Origin of the sequence: Streptomyces sp. NBC_01546, from assembly GCF_045208355.1 — a bacterium.
Lineage (GTDB): Bacteria > Actinomycetota > Actinomycetes > Streptomycetales > Streptomycetaceae > Streptomyces.
The window spans coordinates 2,595,578-2,612,323 of the sequence record NZ_CP109379.1; the positions used below are offsets into that span (position 1 = coordinate 2,595,578).

General features: G+C 73.6%; 13 protein-coding genes and 1 pseudogene. 5 read left to right on the forward strand and 9 right to left on the reverse strand.

Annotation, left to right across the window (positions count from 1 at the left end; translation table 11 throughout):
- Window positions 1–165: 165 nt before the first annotated feature.
- Window positions 166–1,955, forward strand: a pseudogene (locus OHA89_RS11445) (MinD/ParA family protein); the annotation flags it as partial.
- Here the strand turns inward: OHA89_RS11445 and OHA89_RS11450 are convergent.
- The 9 genes from OHA89_RS11450 to rimP all read right to left on the reverse strand — a co-directional run bounded on the left by OHA89_RS11450 (window position 1,876) and on the right by rimP (window position 13,666).
- On the reverse strand, window positions 1,876–2,832 hold the full coding sequence (locus OHA89_RS11450; protein ID WP_215148777.1) for a bifunctional riboflavin kinase/FAD synthetase: 957 nt from the start codon (window positions 2,830–2,832) through the stop codon (window positions 1,876–1,878). The pseudogene OHA89_RS11445 and the gene OHA89_RS11450 sit on opposite strands and share 80 nt — an antisense overlap.
- Window positions 2,833–2,994: 162 nt before the next feature.
- Complete coding sequence (locus OHA89_RS11455; protein ID WP_406366075.1) at window positions 2,995–6,345, reverse strand: serine protease; 3,351 nt, start codon at window positions 6,343–6,345, stop codon at window positions 2,995–2,997.
- 258 nt (window positions 6,346–6,603) lie between these two features.
- Window positions 6,604–7,512 carry a tRNA pseudouridine(55) synthase TruB gene (truB, locus tag OHA89_RS11460; protein WP_257553932.1) on the reverse strand — a complete coding sequence of 303 codons (909 nt, stop codon included), beginning with the start codon at window positions 7,510–7,512 and terminating at the stop codon, window positions 6,604–6,606.
- Window positions 7,509–7,970, reverse strand: coding sequence for a 30S ribosome-binding factor RbfA (gene rbfA / locus OHA89_RS11465; RefSeq protein ID WP_257553933.1), 462 nt, complete (start codon window positions 7,968–7,970; stop codon window positions 7,509–7,511). The genes truB and rbfA overlap by 4 nt, the downstream gene beginning before the upstream one ends.
- A 28-nt stretch (window positions 7,971–7,998) precedes the next feature.
- Complete coding sequence (locus tag OHA89_RS11470; protein WP_030161467.1) at window positions 7,999–8,292, reverse strand: DUF503 domain-containing protein; 294 nt, start codon at window positions 8,290–8,292, stop codon at window positions 7,999–8,001.
- Between the two features lie 160 nt (window positions 8,293–8,452).
- The gene (gene infB / locus OHA89_RS11475) at window positions 8,453–11,572 is read right to left on the reverse strand and encodes a translation initiation factor IF-2 (RefSeq protein WP_266614672.1); all 3,120 of its coding nucleotides are present in this window, start codon (window positions 11,570–11,572) and stop codon (window positions 8,453–8,455) included.
- Window positions 11,573–11,720: 148 nt separating this feature from the next.
- A complete protein-coding gene (locus OHA89_RS11480) occupies window positions 11,721–12,008 on the reverse strand; it encodes a YlxR family protein (protein WP_257553935.1) in 288 nt (95 codons plus the stop codon).
- A gap of 147 nt (window positions 12,009–12,155) precedes the next feature.
- Window positions 12,156–13,166: a transcription termination factor NusA gene (gene nusA / locus OHA89_RS11485; RefSeq protein ID WP_215146646.1), complete on the reverse strand. Its 1,011-nt coding sequence runs from the start codon at window positions 13,164–13,166 to the stop codon at window positions 12,156–12,158.
- 2 nt (window positions 13,167–13,168) lie between these two features.
- Complete coding sequence (rimP, locus tag OHA89_RS11490; RefSeq protein ID WP_266614674.1) at window positions 13,169–13,666, reverse strand: ribosome maturation factor RimP; 498 nt, start codon at window positions 13,664–13,666, stop codon at window positions 13,169–13,171.
- Between the two features lie 114 nt (window positions 13,667–13,780).
- Here rimP and OHA89_RS11495 point away from each other — a divergent pair, with 114 nt between their 5' ends.
- Genes OHA89_RS11495 through OHA89_RS11510 form a run of 4 tightly spaced genes read left to right on the forward strand, consistent with a single transcriptional unit; the run spans window position 13,781 to window position 16,723 of the window.
- On the forward strand, window positions 13,781–14,383 hold the full coding sequence (locus tag OHA89_RS11495; protein WP_266614676.1) for a hypothetical protein: 603 nt from the start codon (window positions 13,781–13,783) through the stop codon (window positions 14,381–14,383).
- On the forward strand, window positions 14,380–14,820 hold the full coding sequence (locus tag OHA89_RS11500) for a ferritin-like domain-containing protein (RefSeq protein WP_257553937.1): 441 nt from the start codon (window positions 14,380–14,382) through the stop codon (window positions 14,818–14,820). Before OHA89_RS11495 ends, OHA89_RS11500 begins: the two co-directional genes overlap by 4 nt.
- A 44-nt stretch (window positions 14,821–14,864) precedes the next feature.
- On the forward strand, window positions 14,865–15,767 hold the full coding sequence (locus tag OHA89_RS11505; protein WP_257553938.1) for an aminoglycoside phosphotransferase family protein: 903 nt from the start codon (window positions 14,865–14,867) through the stop codon (window positions 15,765–15,767).
- A gap of 44 nt (window positions 15,768–15,811) precedes the next feature.
- Window positions 15,812–16,723: a slipin family protein gene (locus tag OHA89_RS11510; protein ID WP_266614679.1), complete on the forward strand. Its 912-nt coding sequence runs from the start codon at window positions 15,812–15,814 to the stop codon at window positions 16,721–16,723.
- The last annotated feature ends 23 nt before the right edge of the window (window positions 16,724–16,746 follow it).

The following is a 16,746-nucleotide window of genomic DNA, read 5'->3' on the forward strand; positions in this document are numbered from 1 at the left end:
CTGACTCCGGTCGAGGTTCCGGCGTTCCGGACCCCGGCGCTGCCCCCGGCCGAGTCAGAGGTGCCCGCGCCCGTCGCTCCCCCGGCACTGGCGCAGACCCCGGCCCCGATCGAGGCACCGGCGTTCCAGGCTCCGGCGCTGCCTCCGGCCGAGCTTCCCGCTCCCGCGCCCGTGGAGTTCCCCGCCCCGATCGAGCCTCCGGCGTACCAGGCGTACCAGGCTCCGGCGCTGCCCCCGGTCGAGGCCGAGGTACCCGCACCGCCCGCGGCCGACGCCGTGCCCGTCGCGGAGCAGGCGGCGCCCGCCCCGGTCAGCCCTGCGGACGTACCGCACGCCGGCGCCGAGAACCCGTTCGGGGGACCCGGTGGCGAACTGCCGTCGCCGCCGCCCGCGTTCGCGGCCCCGGACGACTACGCGTTCCCGCCGCCGGCTCCGGCCCCGGTCGCCCCGGCCCCGGTCGCCCCGGCCCCGGTCGCCCCGGCTCCGGTCAATCCGGCCCCGGCACCCGCTCCGGCCCCGGTGCCCCAGTACGACCCCCGCTCCGGTACCCAGTGGCCCACCGGACCGGGACCGGGACCGGGGCCGGGACCGCAGCAACAGCATCCGCAACAGCAGCCCCCGCAGCCGCACGACCCCCGGTACTCCGGCCAGGCCGCCGGCGGGGCCCCGCTCGGCTACACGGCCGCCGTCGAGCTGTCCTCCGACCGTCTGCTGCGCAACAAGCAGAAGCCCAAGAACAACAACAACGCCGGCGGCCGCTTCCGCTTCGGCGGCAAGGCGGCCGAGGCGGAGCGCCAGCGCAAGCTGGAGCTGATCCGCACGCCGGTCATGTCCTGCTACCGCATCGCCGTCATCAGCCTCAAGGGCGGCGTCGGCAAGACCACGACCACCACCGCCCTCGGCGCCACCCTCGCCACCGAGCGCCAGGACAAGATCCTGGCCATCGACGCGAACCCCGACGCCGGAACCCTCGGCCGGCGCGTGCGCCGCGAGACCGGGGCCACCATCCGGGACCTGGTCCAGGCGATCCCGTACCTGAACTCGTACATGGACATCCGCCGGTTCACCTCGCAGGCGCCCTCCGGTCTGGAGATCATCGCCAACGACGTGGACCCGGCCGTCTCGACGACCTTCAACGACGAGGACTACCGCCGCGTCATCGATACGCTGGGCCGCCAGTACCCGATCATCCTCACCGACTCGGGCACCGGGCTCCTCTACTCCGCCATGCGCGGAGTCCTGGACCTGGCCGATCAGCTCATCATCATCTCGACCCCGTCCGTGGACGGCGCCAGCAGCGCCAGCACCACCCTCGACTGGCTCTCCGCACACGGGTACGCCGACCTCGTCTCGCGCTCCCTCACCGTCATCTCCGGAGTCCGCGAGACGGCCAAGATGATCAAGATCGAGGACATCGTCCAGCACTTCGAGACCCGCTGCCGCGGCGTCGTCGTCGTGCCGTTCGACGAGCACCTCGCGGCCGGCGCCGAGGTCGATCTCGACATGATGCGGCCCAAGACCCGCGAGGCCTACTTCAACCTCTCCGCCCTCGTGGCGGAGGACTTCCTGCGCGCCCAGCAGCAGGCCCCGCAGGGCCACTGGGGAGCCCCGCACCAGCAGGCCCAGCAGCCCCAGCCGCAGCAGCCGTACGGCCAGCCCCAGGGCCAGCCCGCGTACCAGCAGCCGCAACAGCCGTACGCCCAGCCCTACCCGCAGCCCGGCCAGCCCTGGCAGCAGCCCCCGGCCGCGCCGCAGCAGCCCCAGCAGCCGCCGCGGGACCCGCGCCTCGGCTGACCCGCCGACAGCAGGAAGGGCCCGTACCGCCCCCGGAACCGGGACGGTACGGGCCCTTGCCCGTCAGTGACCTCTTCGTCGTCAGCGCGCCGCGTCGTACGCGTCCGTCAGCACCCGCGCCCGCTTCACGTCGCCCGCGATCGCCTCCAGCAGCCCGTCCAGCGACTCGAACTTCGCCATCCCCCGCACGTACGCGAGGAAGTCGACGGCGACGTGCTGCCCGTACAGGTCCAGCCCGATCCGGTCGATCGCGTACGCCTCCACGGTCCGCTCGGTCGCGTCGAACTGCACGTTCGTCCCCACCGAGATCGCCGCGGGCATCCGCTCTCCGTCGGCCGTCAGCCAGCCCGCGTACACCCCGTCCGCCGGGATCGCGGTGTGCGGCGCCGTCTCGACGTTCGCCGTCGGGTAGCCGAGCTCGCGCCCGCGCTGCGCACCGCGCACCACCACGCCCTCGACCCGGTGCGGACGCCCCAGGATCTCGGCCGCGCCCTCCATGTCCCCTTCGGACACCAGCCTGCGCGCCAGCGTCGAGGAGAACGGCACGCCGCCGCCCGCCTCGCCCCGCTCGACCAGGTCCACGACCTCGACCTCGTAGTCGTACGTGCCGCCCAGCTCGCGCAGGAAGTCGACGTTCCCGGCGGCCCGGTGGCCGAAGCGGAAGTTGGGGCCCTCGATGACGGCCCGCGCGTGCAGCTTGTCGACGAGCACCTTCACGATGAACTCGGCCGGGGACAGCTGCGAGAACTCCGCCGTGAACGGCAGGATCAGCAGGGCGTCCACGCCCAGCCCGGCCATGAGTTCGGCACGCCGGTCGTACGGGGCCAGGATCGGCGGGTGGCTGCCGGGGCGGACGACCTCGCTCGGGTGCGGGCTGAAGGTGACGACGACGGACGGGACGCCGAGCTGACGCGCCGTGGCCACGGCCCGTCCGATGATCAGCTGATGACCCCGGTGCACACCGTCGTAGGAGCCGATGGTGACGACGCTGCGTCCCCAGTCCTGGGGGATGTCCTCCAAGCCACGCCAGCGCTGCACTGTGACCGCTCCTCGCCCGAACCCGTGTAGGCCTTGTACTGATTGCCGATTACAGGTCTAAGACTGCCATGCCGGTGCCCGGGGCCCCGCATCGGCGTCCGGGTGGGACGGCCTCCGCGGCCGCCGCGGCCCCTCGTCACGTCACGTCCGGAGCGGCCCTGCTCAAGGTCTCCACGGTCCGCCGCGCGCTCGGGCCCAGCAGGGCCGCCGCCTCCGCGCCCGCCTGCGCCAGCCAGCGCGCCACGAACGCCCCGAAGGCCGGGTCGGACCGGGCCAGCTCCACCGTCCGCCGCTCGAACACCGCGGGCCCGCCGGGGGCCCCGAGCAGCTGTCGCCCGGTGCGCCGCAGCAGCTCCCGCGTACGGTCCTCCGGGCGTGCGGCGGCCCCGGCCGCGACGGCCCCCAGGAACGCGTCGAGCACCCGCGGGTCCGTCTCCTTGCGCAGCAGTACGTCGGCCAGCTCGCCCCGCAGCGCGTACGAGGGCTCCCCGCCCGGCGCGGCCAGTACGGCGGCCAGCTCGGCCCGTACCGCCGCCGGGGCGGACCGCAGCAGGTCCAGGACCAGCGGGCGCAGCACCGGGCCGGCGGCCGGGCCCTGTTCCAGGCGCCGGTCGACGAACGCGGCGGCGTGCGGGGCGTCCTCGGACGGCGCGCGAGGTGCTCCCGTACGAGGTCACCGGCGCGCCGGGCCAGCCCGGGCGTGGTCAGCGCGGCCAGGGCGCGCACCACCTCCCCGTCGGCCCGCTCCCGCAGAGCGTCGAACACCGCGTCCGGGTCGGGCAGTACGGGCAGGGCCGCGACCAGCGCCGCCGCGGGCAGCCGGGGGCCGTGCTCGGGGGCGCGGAAGCAGGCGAGGGCGTCGGGCAGGTAGCGGCCGCGCACCTGCGGGTCGCGGAGCAGCGTCGCCAGGGCGCTGCCGTGCAGGGCGGCGTCGGCGGGGCGGGCCAGCAGCGTCTGGGCGGCGTAGCGCAGCAGCTCGCGGTCTGCGGGGGTGCGCACGTGCGGGGCGGTGGCGAGGCCGTACGCGGCGGCCGCGACCCGCCGCCCGGGCCGTTCGTCGTGGGCCCAGCGGTCCACGGCCCGGCACATCGCGGAGGGCTCCTCCTCGGCGAGTACGGCGAGCAGTTCGTCGGCGCGGGGGTGCGCGGCGGTGACGAGCGCCTCGGTGAGGTCGTCCACGGCGAGGCGGCGGTGGGTGTGCAGCAGGGCCTGCGCGGCGGTGGCGACGGTGGCCCCGGGCCGGCCGCGCAGCCGCCGCCCGTCGGTGAACCAGGCGCAGAGCAGGGGCTGCGCGAACCGGGGGTCCCGGACGAGCCGGCGGGCCGCGGCGTCGAGGTAGCGGTCGCCGGGGACCGCCTCGGCGGGGTCGGCGGGCAGCAGCCGGCGCAGGAGGTCGAGACGGTCGGACTCGGGCAGCCGGAGCCGGTTCCAGAACCAGCCGCCGAACTCGCCCGGGCCCGCGCGGGCCACGTGCTCGGCGAGGGCGTGCAGGACGGGGAGGTGGGGGTGGGCGTCGGGCGCGCGCAGCAGGGTTTCGCGCAGCAGTCGGGCGGCCCACCAGACCCGGTCGGGTTCGGCTGCGCCGGTCCCGGCCTCGGCGAGGGCGTTGAGGCGGTCGACCAGGCGCTGGAGCTCGCCGCGCAGGCTCTGCGCGGGCAGTCTGCGCAGGGCCTCCAGGACGGGCCCGATCCGGTGCCGGGGTACGGGGAGGCCGGGCCCGGCGGGCCGGTGGACGAGGGAGGCCAGGGCGGTCGGGACGTCCAGGTGGAAGGCCTGGATCCAGTCGGACAGCTCCTCGTGGGCGAAGCGGAAGCCGGGCCCGGCGGGCACCAGCAGCCCCTCGGTGAGCACCGCGGAGGCCCAGCCGGTGCGCCACGGGAACAGCTCCTCGAAGTCGGCCCGGGCGAGCGACCCCTGCCCGGGTCCCAGGCAGCGCCGGGCGGCCTCGTGGACCCGGCCGGCCATGCGCGTCGCGAGCCGCCGCACCCCGGGGCCGTGCACCCGGGCGCCCCCGGCCTGGTCGGCGGCGACGCGGACCGCGGCGCGCAGGCACAGCAGGTCCAGGTGGGCGGCGAACACCTCGTCGCGGCCGGGGCGGCCGGCCGTGACCTCGGCGGCGCGGATCCCGGCCAGCAGGCGCAGGGTGAGCGGGTGCCGGGCGTCGGCCTCCCGGACGGCGCCCTCGGGGATGCCGAGGCGGGCCCGGGCGGTCTCGGCCTCGGCGGCGGTGAGGTCGCCGAGCGGGAGGGCGGGCGGCATCCGGCGGGCTGGGCGGGCGGGGGTGTGGAGCACCTCGGGCGGGCAGAGGGCGCCGGCCCGCTCCCAGTGCTCGGGGCGGGCGGCGACGGCCAGCCGGGCGCCCGCCGCGCGCAGCCAGCCGACGGTGGCCTCGGTCCAGGGCCCGAGGCGGTGGGCGAGCTCCGGCGGCATCTCCTCGGGGGCGTCGAGCACCACGAGCAGCGCCCGCCCGGCCTCCCCGGCCACCCGCGCCACCTGCTCGGCGTCCGCCTCGGCCGCGGGCCGGTCCCCCGGTTCGGCCGGGTCCCCGGCGGTGACGATCCGGGCCGCGGCGGCCAGCGCCCGCGTCACCGCGTCGGCCAGCGAGGTGTCCCCGGCGGTCAGGTCCGCGCCGCGCAGCCACAGCGTCGGTGCGGGACGGGACCCGCGTGCCCGGCGTACGGCCAGGGCCGCCAGCGCGGTGGTCCGGCCGGTGCCCGGTTCGCCGACCAGGCCGAGGACGAGGCGGTCGCCCGCCGTGAAGGCCTCCAGTTCGGCCGCGGTCCCCGGTCGCTCCACGGGGTCAAAGCCGGGTTCGGCCTCGTCCGGGGGGAAGGCCGCGCCCACGGTGGTCCCGGTCAGTTCCAGGATCCCGGCGAGGTTCAGGTCCGGCCCGTACGCGGGCACGGTCGCGGTATTGCGTTCCAGCAGCGCGGCCAGCGGACCGGCCGGGTCGGCGACGGCGGCCGCGCGCAGGGCCACCGCGAAGCCACCAGAGCGGTGTTCCGCCCGCAGAGCGGTGCCCAGGACGGCGAGCACCGCTCCGGTCTCGGCGTCGAGGACCGGGCCGCCGCAGGCCTCCCCGCCCAGGCTCAGCGCGTCCCGCCCGTCGGTTCCGATCGCCAGCTCCATCGCGGCGCGGGCGGGCACAGCGTGCAGTCCGCCGGCCGTCGGATAGGTGACCTCGGCGCCCCCGAGCACCCGCGCCTGCCGCCATCCCCGCGCGGGCAGCCGTACGTACGTCCCCGGAGCGATGGCCTCGCGCACCGCCACCGGCAGCGGCCGCATCCCGAGCCCGTCGGTCCGTACGAGCGCCAGCGCGAGCCCCGGCAGGGCGGTGACGTCGCCCGCCTCGGCCAGCCAGGTCCGGCCGGCCGGGCCGGGCGCGTGCAGCACCACCCGGCTCAGTCCCTCGACCGCCTCGTGGCTGGTGACCACCGTCCCGCGGTCGTCGGCGACGAACCCGCTGCCGCGCGCCTGACCGGCGAGATCGCAGATTGTGACGAGCTCCGCCATGGCCGCACCACTCCCCCGCAACGCCCCGTGTTCACGACGGTAGGCAGGTGAAGATCAGCACGAAAAGCACGTGTGGCGAACGCGCCCCCTTACGCTCCCTCCATTCACTCCGAGCGCCTGCTCGGACGGGTGAATACGGGGCTCCGGGTGGATAGAGACCTACCCGAGGGGGGTCGTGGAGCGGTGAGCGCCAGTGCATGCGCGCTCACCGCTCCACGTCAACGAACAGTCCGCTTCAACGAACGCAGCGGCGGTGGGTCAGACGAAGACCGCGAGGGACTTGGCCTTTCCGCCCTTGCTCTCCACGAGCCCGAGCAGCGTTCCCTGCGGTCCGAAGACCGCCACGGTCCGGCCGGCCTCGTACGTGTCCGGCATCTCGATCCGCACGCCGTTGGCGAGCAGCGAGGCGCGCCGGGCATCCAGGTCCCAGCGCGGGAAGGCCGCGGCCGCCGCGTCGCCGATCGGCATGACGGTCAGCTCCTCCTGGAGCTGGTCCAGCGTGCGCGCCCGGTCGATCTTGTACGGGCCCACCCGGGTGCGCCGCAGCGCCGTCAGGTGCCCGCCGACGCCGAGGTCGGCGCCCAGGTCACGGGCCAGGGCGCGGATGTACGTACCGCTGGAGCAGGCGACGGAGACGACGAGGTCGACGACCTTGGTGCCGTCCTCGGCCTCCGCCTCGCGCATGTCGTACACCTGGAACGAGGAGACGGTCACGGGCCGGGCCGGGATCTCGAAGTCCTCGCCGTCCCGCGCGCGCTTGTAGGAGCGCACGCCCTTGATCTTGATGGCGCTGACCTTGGACGGGACCTGCATGATCTCGCCGGTCAGCTTGGCGATGCCCTCGTCCACGGCCTGCCGGGTGACCCCGGTGGCGTCCGTGGAGGAGGTGAGCTCGCCTTCGGCGTCGTCCGTCAGGGTGTTCTGCCCCAGCCGGATGGTGCCGAGGTACTCCTTCTCCGTGAGCGCGAGGTGGCCGAGGAGCTTGGTGGCCTTCTCGACGCCCAGGACCAGCACGCCCGTCGCCATCGGGTCGAGCGTGCCGGCGTGGCCCACGCGGCGGGTCTTGGCGATCCCGCGCATCTTGGCGACCACGTCGTGCGAAGTGAAGCCGGACGGCTTGTCGACGATGATCAAGCCGTCCGGAGTCTTCCCTGCGTTGCTGCTCATTCCGCGGCTGCGTCCTCGTCGGAGTCGTCTGCGTCCTCACCGGGCTTCTTGTACGGGTCGGCGTCACCGGCGTACTGCGCGCCGGAGGACACCTCGCGCACCTGGGCGTCGGAGGTCCGTGCCTTGTCGAGGAGGTCCTCGATGGTCTTGGCGTTCTCCGGGAGGGCGTCCGCGACGAAGGTCAGGGTGGGCGTGAACTTGGTGCCCGCCGCCCGGCCGACCGCGGAACGCAGTACGCCCTTGGCGCTCTCCAGGCCCGCTGCCGCACTGGCCCGGTCCTCGTCGTCGCCGTAGACCGTGTAGAAGACCGTGGCCTCCCGCAGGTCGCCGGTGACCCGGGTGTCCGTGATGGTCACGTGCGTACCGAGGCGGGGGTCCTTGACACCGCGCAGCAGCTTCTCGGCCACCACCTCCCGGATGAGGTCCGCCAGCTTCTTCGCCCGCGCATTGTCGGCCACTGGTCCGTCTCCTTCTTATGTCTTGCTATCAGTCTTCATCACCGTGGAGGCGCCGTCGCACGGACAGCAGCTCCACTTCCGGACGCGCCGCGACCAGCCGCTCACAGCGGTCCAGTACGTCCGAGAGGAACCCCGTGTCCCCGCTCACCAGAGCGACCCCTATGCGGGCCCTGCGGTGCAGGTCCTGGTCGCCCACTTCGGCCGCGCTCACGGAGAACTTGCGTTGGAGCTCGGCGACGATGGGCCGGACGACGGAGCGTTTCTCCTTCAGCGAGTGGACGTCGCCGAGGAGCAGATCGAAGGACAGAGTCCCCACGTACATGCAGTTCCGGATGTCCCGCCGGTGCGGGTTCGGTGGCCTGCCGGCCGTCGCTCGGCAGGGTCACCAGAACCGTACACGCAACGGCCGGGGCCGATCGACGGATATTCCGCCGACCGGCCCCGGTGTTACGAGTTACGACACGGTGCGAACCGCCTCGCGCTTACGCGCGGGGCTTCTCGCGCATCTCGTACGTCGCGATGACGTCGTCGATCTTGATGTCGTTGTAGCTGCCGAGGTTGATACCGCCCTCGAAGCCTTCGCGAATCTCGGTGACGTCGTCCTTGAAGCGGCGCAGACCGGAGATGGTGAGGTTCTCGGCGATGACCTTGCCATCGCGCAGGAGCCGCGCCTTGGTGTTGCGCTTGACCTCGCCGGACCGGATGAGGACACCGGCGATGTTGCCCAGCTTGGACGAGCGGAAGATCTCGCGGACCTCCGCCGTACCGAGCTCGACCTCTTCGTACTCCGGCTTGAGGAGACCCTTCAGGGCCGCCTCGATCTCCTCGATGGCCTGGTAGATCACCGAGTAGTAGCGGACGTCGACGCCCTCGCGGTCCGCCATCTGCGCGGCACGGCCGGCCGCACGGACGTTGTAACCGATGACGATGGCGTCGGAGCCCATCGCCAGCGAGATGTCGGACTCGGTGACCGCACCCACACCGCGGTGCAGGACCCGGATGTCGACCTCTTCACCGACGTCGAGCTGGAGCAGCGAGGACTCGAGAGCCTCGACCGCACCGGACGCGTCGCCCTTGATGATGAGGTTGAGTTCCTGGACCAGACCGGCCTTGAGCACGGAGTCGAGGTCCTCGAGGGACACACGACGGACGCGCTTGGCGAAGTTGGCGTTGCGCTCACGCGCAGCACGCTTCTCGGCGATCTGACGGGCCGTACGGTCCTCGTCGACGACGAGGAAGTTGTCGCCGGCGCCGGGGACGTTGGTGAGACCCAGGACCAGGACGGGGGTCGACGGACCCGCTTCCTCGACGTTGTTGCCCTTGTCGTCGAGCATGGCGCGCACTCGGCCGTAGGCGTCGCCCACGACCATCGTGTCGCCGACGCGGAGGGTACCGCGCTGGACGAGGACGGTGGCGACGGCACCGCGGCCGCGGTCGAGGTGGGACTCGATCGCAATACCCTGAGCGTCCTGCTCCGGGTTGGCGCGGAGGTCGAGCGAGGCGTCGGCGGTGAGGACGACGGCCTCGAGCAGGGAGTCGATGTGCAGACCCTGCTTGGCGGAGATGTCGACGAACATCGTGTCGCCGCCGTACTCCTCGGCGACCAGACCGAACTCGGTGAGCTGACCGCGCACCTTGACCGGGTCGGCACCTTCGACGTCGATCTTGTTGACCGCGACGACGATCGGGACGCCGGCGGCCTTGGCGTGGTTGAGCGCCTCGATCGTCTGCGGCATGACGCCGTCGTTGGCCGCGACCACGAGGATCGCGATGTCGGTCGACTTGGCACCACGGGCACGCATGGCGGTGAACGCCTCGTGACCCGGGGTGTCGATGAAGGTGATCTTGCGCTCTTCACCGTTGACCTCGGTACCGACCTGGTACGCACCGATGTGCTGCGTGATGCCACCGGCCTCGCCCGCAACGACGTTCGTCTTGCGGATGGCGTCGAGCAGTCGGGTCTTACCGTGGTCGACGTGACCCATGACGGTCACGACCGGCGGACGCGGCATGAGGTATTCCTCGCCGCCCTCGTCCTCGCCGAACTCGATGTCGAAGCCCTCGAGGAGCTCGCGGTCCTCTTCCTCCGGGCTGACGATCTGGACGACGTAGTTCATCTCGCCGGCCAGCATCTCGAGCGTCTCGTCGGAGACGGACTGCGTGGCAGTGACCATCTCGCCGAGGTTCATCATCACGGCGACGAGCGACGCCGGGTTGGCGTTGATCTTCTCCGCGAAGTCGGTGAGGGACGCACCGCGCGACAGGCGAACGGTCTCGCCCTGGCCGCGAGGCAGCATCACGCCGCCGACGGACGGGGCCTGCATGGCCTCGTACTCCTGGCGCCTCTGACGCTTGGACTTGCGACCACGACGGGCCGGACCACCGGGACGGCCGAAGGCACCCTGCGTGCCACCACGGGCACCGGGACCACCGGGACGCCCGCCGAAGCCGGGACGACCGCCGCCACCGGCACCGGCCGGACCGCCGCCGAAGCCGCCGCCACCGGGACGCGGGCCGCCGAAGCCGCCACCGCCGCCGGGACGCGAGCCCGGACCGGCCGGACGGCCGGCGAAGCCGCCGCCCGCGGGACGACCGGCGCCGCCGCCGGGACGGGCACCGCCCGCACCGGGACCACGGCCACCGGGGCCGCCGCCGGGACGCGGACCGGGACCACCGGCAGCGGGACGCTGCGGCATCATGCCCGGGTTCGGACGGTTACCACCGGGAGCACCGCCCGGACGCGGGGCGCCGCCCTGCGGACGGGGCATGCCGCCGGGGGTCGGGCGACCAGCGCCCTGGCCCTGGGGACGCGGAGCGCCGCCGGGACCGCCCTGCGGGCGGGGAGCACCCTGGCCGCCGCCGGCGCCGGGGGCACCGGGACGGGGCGCGCCGGCCGGACGGGGCGCCTGCGGGCGCGCCATGCCGGTGGAGCCACCAGAGGTGAAGGGGTTGTTGCCCGGACGGGGACCGGCCGGACGGGCGCCCTGCGGACGCGGGGCCGCGCCACCGGGGCGCGGGGCCTGGGCACCGGGAGCGGTGCCGGCCGGACGCGGGGCGCCGGGACGGGCGCCGGCCTGGCCACCCTGGGCCGCCGGACGCTGCTGCGCCGGACGGGGACCGGGGGCGGCGGCGGGACGCTCGGTGCGCGCCGGGGCGGCGGGAGCCGCCGGAGGCGCGGAGAACTCGGTCGCCACGGGAGCCGCCGGAGCGGGCTTCGGGGCGGCCGGAGCCTTCGGGCCGGGACGCGGGCCGGATGCGGCCGGAGTCACCGGGGCGGGCGCTGCGGCGGCCGGAGCCTCCGCGACGACCGGCTTGGGGGCCGGTGCGCCGGGCTTCGGCGCAGCGGGACGTGCAGCGGCACCCGGGGTGGGAGCCCCGGGCTTGGCGGGGGCGGCCTTGCGGGGCGCACCCGGCTTCGCAGCGGACTTGCCGGCGTTGCCGCCGGGGCCCTGCAGCGCGTCAGTCAACTTGCGTACAACCGGCGCCTCGATCGTCGAGGACGCCGAACGGACGAACTCACCGAGTTCCTGGAGCTTGGCCATGACGACCTTGCTCTCAACTCCGAACTCCTTGGCGAGTTCGTATACCCGGACCTTAGCCACTTCGCTCCTTTTAGGTCCGGGTTACGCCGGACCGTCGCTACTTCATGGGCGTACTCATCGCGTACTCATCGAGTGCTCATCGCAATCTCGACCTACTTCCAACTCGCGAGGTACCTGACCGCACGGGGTATCCGTGCCGTACTACTTCTTACGGTGTCGCCTCGGCCTCGGCGGCCAGGGCGTTGCGCAGTTCCGTCGTGTCGAGCACTCCGGCGGACCGTAGGGCCCGGGGGAACGCCCGGCGGCGGACCGCCTGGTCGAGGCAGACCACGGCGGAGTGCACATAGGCACCCCGGCCGGGCAGCGTACCGCGTGGATCGGGGACGCATTCGTCCTCGATCGCCACGATGCGCAGCAGATCGCTCTTGGCCGCTCGCTCCCGACACCCCACACAGGTGCGTTCGGGGCGTGCGCGGGCTTGCGTCCGGCCAGACACGCCTAAGTCTACCTCCCCGCACCGACCCTCCCCCGACAAGTTCCGGGCGAAAATCGAACGGCTGTTGTGTTGTGGTGATCCACGGGCCGGTGTAAGGCCGCCGCGTGGTCCCTGTCTACCGCCCGGGAAGCCCCGGGCGGTACCGGTTTATTCCCCGTCGCCGTCCGCGTCCGCGTCCGGGGACGCCTCGGTGTCGGGACGGATGTCGATGCGCCAGCCGGTGAGCCGGGCGGCGAGGCGGGCGTTCTGGCCCTCCTTGCCGATGGCCAGCGACAGCTGGTAGTCGGGCACGGTCACCCGCGCGGAGCGGGTGTCCCAGTCGACGACCTCGACCTTGCTCACCCGGGCGGGTGACAGCGCGTTCGCGACCATCTCCGCCGGGTCGTCCGACCAGTCGACGATGTCGATCTTCTCGCCGTGCAGCTCGGCCATGACATTGCGCACTCGGCTGCCCATCGGGCCGATGCAGGCGCCCTTCGGGTTGAGGCCCGAGCGGGTGGACCGTACGGCGATCTTGGTGCGGTGACCGGCCTCACGGGCGATCGCCGAGATCTCGACGCTGCCGTCGGCGATCTCCGGGACCTCCAGCGAGAACAGCTTCTTCACCAGGTTGGGGTGGGTGCGCGACAGGGTCACGGACGGACCGCGGACACCCTTCGCCACCCGCACGACGTACGCCTTCAGGCGCAGTCCGTGCGTGTACTCCTCGCCGGGGACCTGCTCCTGCACCGGCAGGATGGCCTCCAGCTTGCCGATGTCGACGAGGACGTTCTTGGGGTCCTTGCCCTGCTGGACGACGCCGGTGATGACGTCGCCCTCCCGGCCGGCGAACTCGCCGAAGGTCAGGTCGTCCTCGGCGTCGCGCAGACGCTGCAGGATCACCTGCTTGGCGGTCGTCGCGGCGATCCGCCCGAAGTCCGACGGGGTGTCGTCGAACTCCTTGGGCTCCTGGCCCTCTTCGAGGTCCCTCGGGTCTTCCGTCGCCCACACGACCACGTGACCGTTGGTGCGGTCCAGCACGACGCGTGCGCGGCGGAAGCTCCCCTCGGTCCGGTGGTACGCGATGAGGAGGGCCGACTCGATCGCCTCGACGAGCAGGTCGAAGGAGATCTCCTTCTCCCGGACCAGACCCCGCAGGGCACTCATGTCGATGTCCACGGCTACGCCTCCTCTTCCTTCTTGTCCTTGCGGCTGAACTCGATCTCGACACGCGCCTTGGCGATGTCGGTGAAAGCAATGCGGCGGGCGGTCGCCTTGCGGCCCTTCACGCCCGGGACCTCGACGTCCAGTCCCTCGTCGTCGAGGTCGATGATGCGGGCGATCAGTTCCCCGCCCTCCGCCAACTGGAACTTCACGAGACGGCCGATCGCCCGTACGTAGTGACGGTGCTCGCTGAGCGGGCGGTCCGCGCCCGGGGAGCTGACTTCGAGGACGTACTCGTCCTCGCCCATCACATCGGAATCGTCGAGCTTGTCGGAAACCTCACGGCTCAGCTCGGCGCACGCGTCCAGCTCTACACCCTCATCGGAATCCACGATGATCCGCAGCATCCGGCGCTTGCCCGCCTTGGACAGCTCGATCTCCTCGAGGTCCAGGCCCTTGGCGGCGACGAGCGGCTCCAGCAATCCGCGCAGCCTGTCGCTCTGGGTGGTGCTCATCCGGGTGACTCCTCGGCCGCGTGTGCTGTTGTGGTTTCCGTCGTGCGTCAGGTCAAAGGGTATCCGGTCGCGGAGGGTGTTGCCGTCAGCCCTGTGGACGGGGCCCCGGGTACCGTGATCACACCCTGCCCCGCCATCACCCCCGAGGACGTCGCCGTGCCCTGGACTCTGCCATCGAGGCCCTCGCGCAGGAGCCTGCTCGCCGGTGCCGCCGGAGCGGCCGGAGCCGCGCTGCTCACGGGGTGCTCCGACACCCGTTCGTCCGGTATGGATGTCGGGATTCCACTCGAACGGCGGATGCGGGAAGCGGCCGTTCGTGACAGTGCGCGACTGCTGGAACGTTACGACGCCACCGCCGCCGCGCATCCGGCTCTGGCGGCGCGGCTCGAACCGCTGCGCACCGCCGTGGCCGCGCACGCGGCGGCCCTCTCCCTCACCCCTTCGGACGCTCCGTCCGCATCCGCGTCGGCTTCCGCTTCCGCCTCGCCGTCCGGCGGTACGGGGGCGGCCGCTCCCGCGCCGAGCGGGGAGCCGGTGCCGCCGAAGCCCGCCGAGGCCCTGACCGCCCTCGCGGACGCCGAGCGGAGCCTGTCGGAGGCCCGGACCATCGACCTGGCCGGGGCGCCGGGCGAGCTGGCCCGGATGCTGGCCTCGGTGGCCGCCTGCGGCGCCGTCCACGCGTACCTGCTGACCTCGACCCCCGGAGCCAAGCCGTGAAGCCCGAACCCTCCCCCGCCGGCCGGGCCCTGGAAGCCACCCAGGCCGCCCTGGCCGCCGAGCACGCGGCCGCGTACGGCTACGGGGTGATCGGCGCCCGGACCGCCGGGGCCCGCACGACGGAAGCCCGGGAGGCGTACGGCGGCCACCTCGCGCGGCGGGACTCCCTGGCCCGGACCGTGCGGGAGCTGGGCGGCGCGCCCCGGTCCGCGGAGGCGGCGTACGCCCTGCCGTTCGAGGTGCGCACCCCCGCCGACGCCGAGCGGCTGGCCGCCGAGATCGAGGACCGGGTGGCGGGCGCGTACTCCGATCTGGTGCGGGCGGCGGAGGGTCCGCTGCGCCGCGAGGCGGCCGACGCGCTGAGCGCCGCGGCGGTCCGCGCGGCACGCTGGCGCGGTGTCGGCGTAGCCTTCCCTGGGCTCACGGAAAAGCGCTGAAGTGGCGAAACGGGCCCGGCACAGCTGAAAGGGACCACGCACGCATGGCTTTCGAACCGCCGCAGCGGCTTGTACGGGCGCTCGGCGAGATGCCGGAATCGGCGCAAGACGCGGAGTGGCTGGGGCAGTTGCCCCGGCTCACCGAGGCAGCGCTGTCCCGGCGTGAGGTACGGGCCCAGCGGGTGCAGGCCCCGGGCGGCCGCAGCAGCCTGGTCGTCCTCGTCCAGTACGCCGACGGGACCCCGGCCGCGCTGAAGCTGGCGCCTCCGCACGCCCGGCCCGACCGGGAACTGGCGGCCCTGGCGCACTGGGGCGGTTTCGGGGCCGTACGGGTCCTCGACTCGCGGTACCACGAGGAGGACGGGGCGCTGCTGCTGGAGCGGCTGCACCCGGAGGTCTCGCTGCGGTCGCTGCCGGACGCCAAGGCGCTGCTGGAGGCCAGCGGCACGCTGCGCAGGCTGTGGGTGGCGCCGCCCGCCGGGCACGTCTGGGAAACGGTGGCGGAGCGGACCGAGCAGCAGTCGGCGGCGCTGAAGGCGGCCCCGGCGGAGGTCCGGGCGCTGGCGGACACGGCCCTGGCGATGCGCGACGAGCTGGTCGCGGCCGCACCGGAGGAGCTCCTGCTGCACGGGAACTTCCGGCAGGGCAAGGTCCTCGCCGGCGAGCGCGCCCCGTGGCTGACGGTGGGCCCGGACCCGCTGGTCGGCGAGCGGGCGTACGACCTGGCGCGGCTGGTCCGGGACCGGCTGGAGGACCAGGTGGCCACCTCGGCGGGGGCCGCGGGCGCCCGGCGCCGGGTGAACCGGCTGGCCGACGCCCTGGAGGTGGACCGGGACCGGCTGCGGGGCTGGACGGTGTTCCGGGCGGTGGAGTCGGGGAACAGGGCGCTGGCCGCCGGGCGGCGCCGGGACGCGGAGCTGTTGCTGGAGTTCGCCGCCTGGCTGTAGGGCATACCGTTTAGGTAGGCAGGTGAGTCCGGCAGGGGGCCGTCATGGTCGAAGAACTGCTGACAGCGGCGATCGCCGCGGGTGTGGGCATCGCGGTCTACATGGGCGCCGCGGCCCGGGTGGTGAAGCAGTACGAGCGGGGCCTGGTCTTCCGTTTCGGCAGGCTGCGCCCGCAGATACGGCCGCCCGGCTTCGCGATGATCGTTCCTGTGATCGACCGGATCCACAAGGTGAACATGCAGATCGTGACGCTGCCGGTGCCGGCGCAGGAGGGCATCACGCGGGACAACGTCACGGTGCGGGTGGACGCGGTCGTGTACTTCAAGGTCGTCGACCCGGCGAACGCGATCGTGGCGGTGGAGGACTACCGCTTCGCCGTCTCGCAGATGGCGCAGACCTCGCTCAGGTCGATCATCGGCAAGTCCGACCTGGACGATCTGCTGTCCAACCGCGAGATGCTCAACCAGGGCCTGGAGCTGATGATCGACAGTCCGGCGGTGGGGTGGGGCGTGCAGATCGACCGGGTCGAGATCAAGGACGTGTCGCTGCCGGAGACGATGAAGCGGTCGATGGCCCGGCAGGCGGAGGCGGACCGGGAGCGGCGGGCCCGTGTGATCAACGCGGATGCGGAGCTTCAGGCCTCGCACAAGCTGGCCGAGGCGGCGGAGGTCATGTCCGAGCAGCCGGCCGCGTTGCAGCTGCGGCTGCTGCAGACCGTGGTGGCGGTGGCTGCCGAGAAGAACTCGACGCTGGTTCTGCCGTTCCCGGTGGAACTCCTGCGCTTCCTGGAACGCGCGGCCCCTTCGCCCCCGGCGCCCGGCCCGGCCGAGGGCCCGGCCCCGGCCGAGGCTCCTGCCCCGGCCCCGGCTCTGGACGAAGCCCCGCCCGCGGACCCGGGCCTGGCCCTGGACGGCTCGCCGCCGCCCCCGGAGGAGCCGCACGACCCTCGCGACTAGGCGGCGGCCGCTGCGCGGGGCCT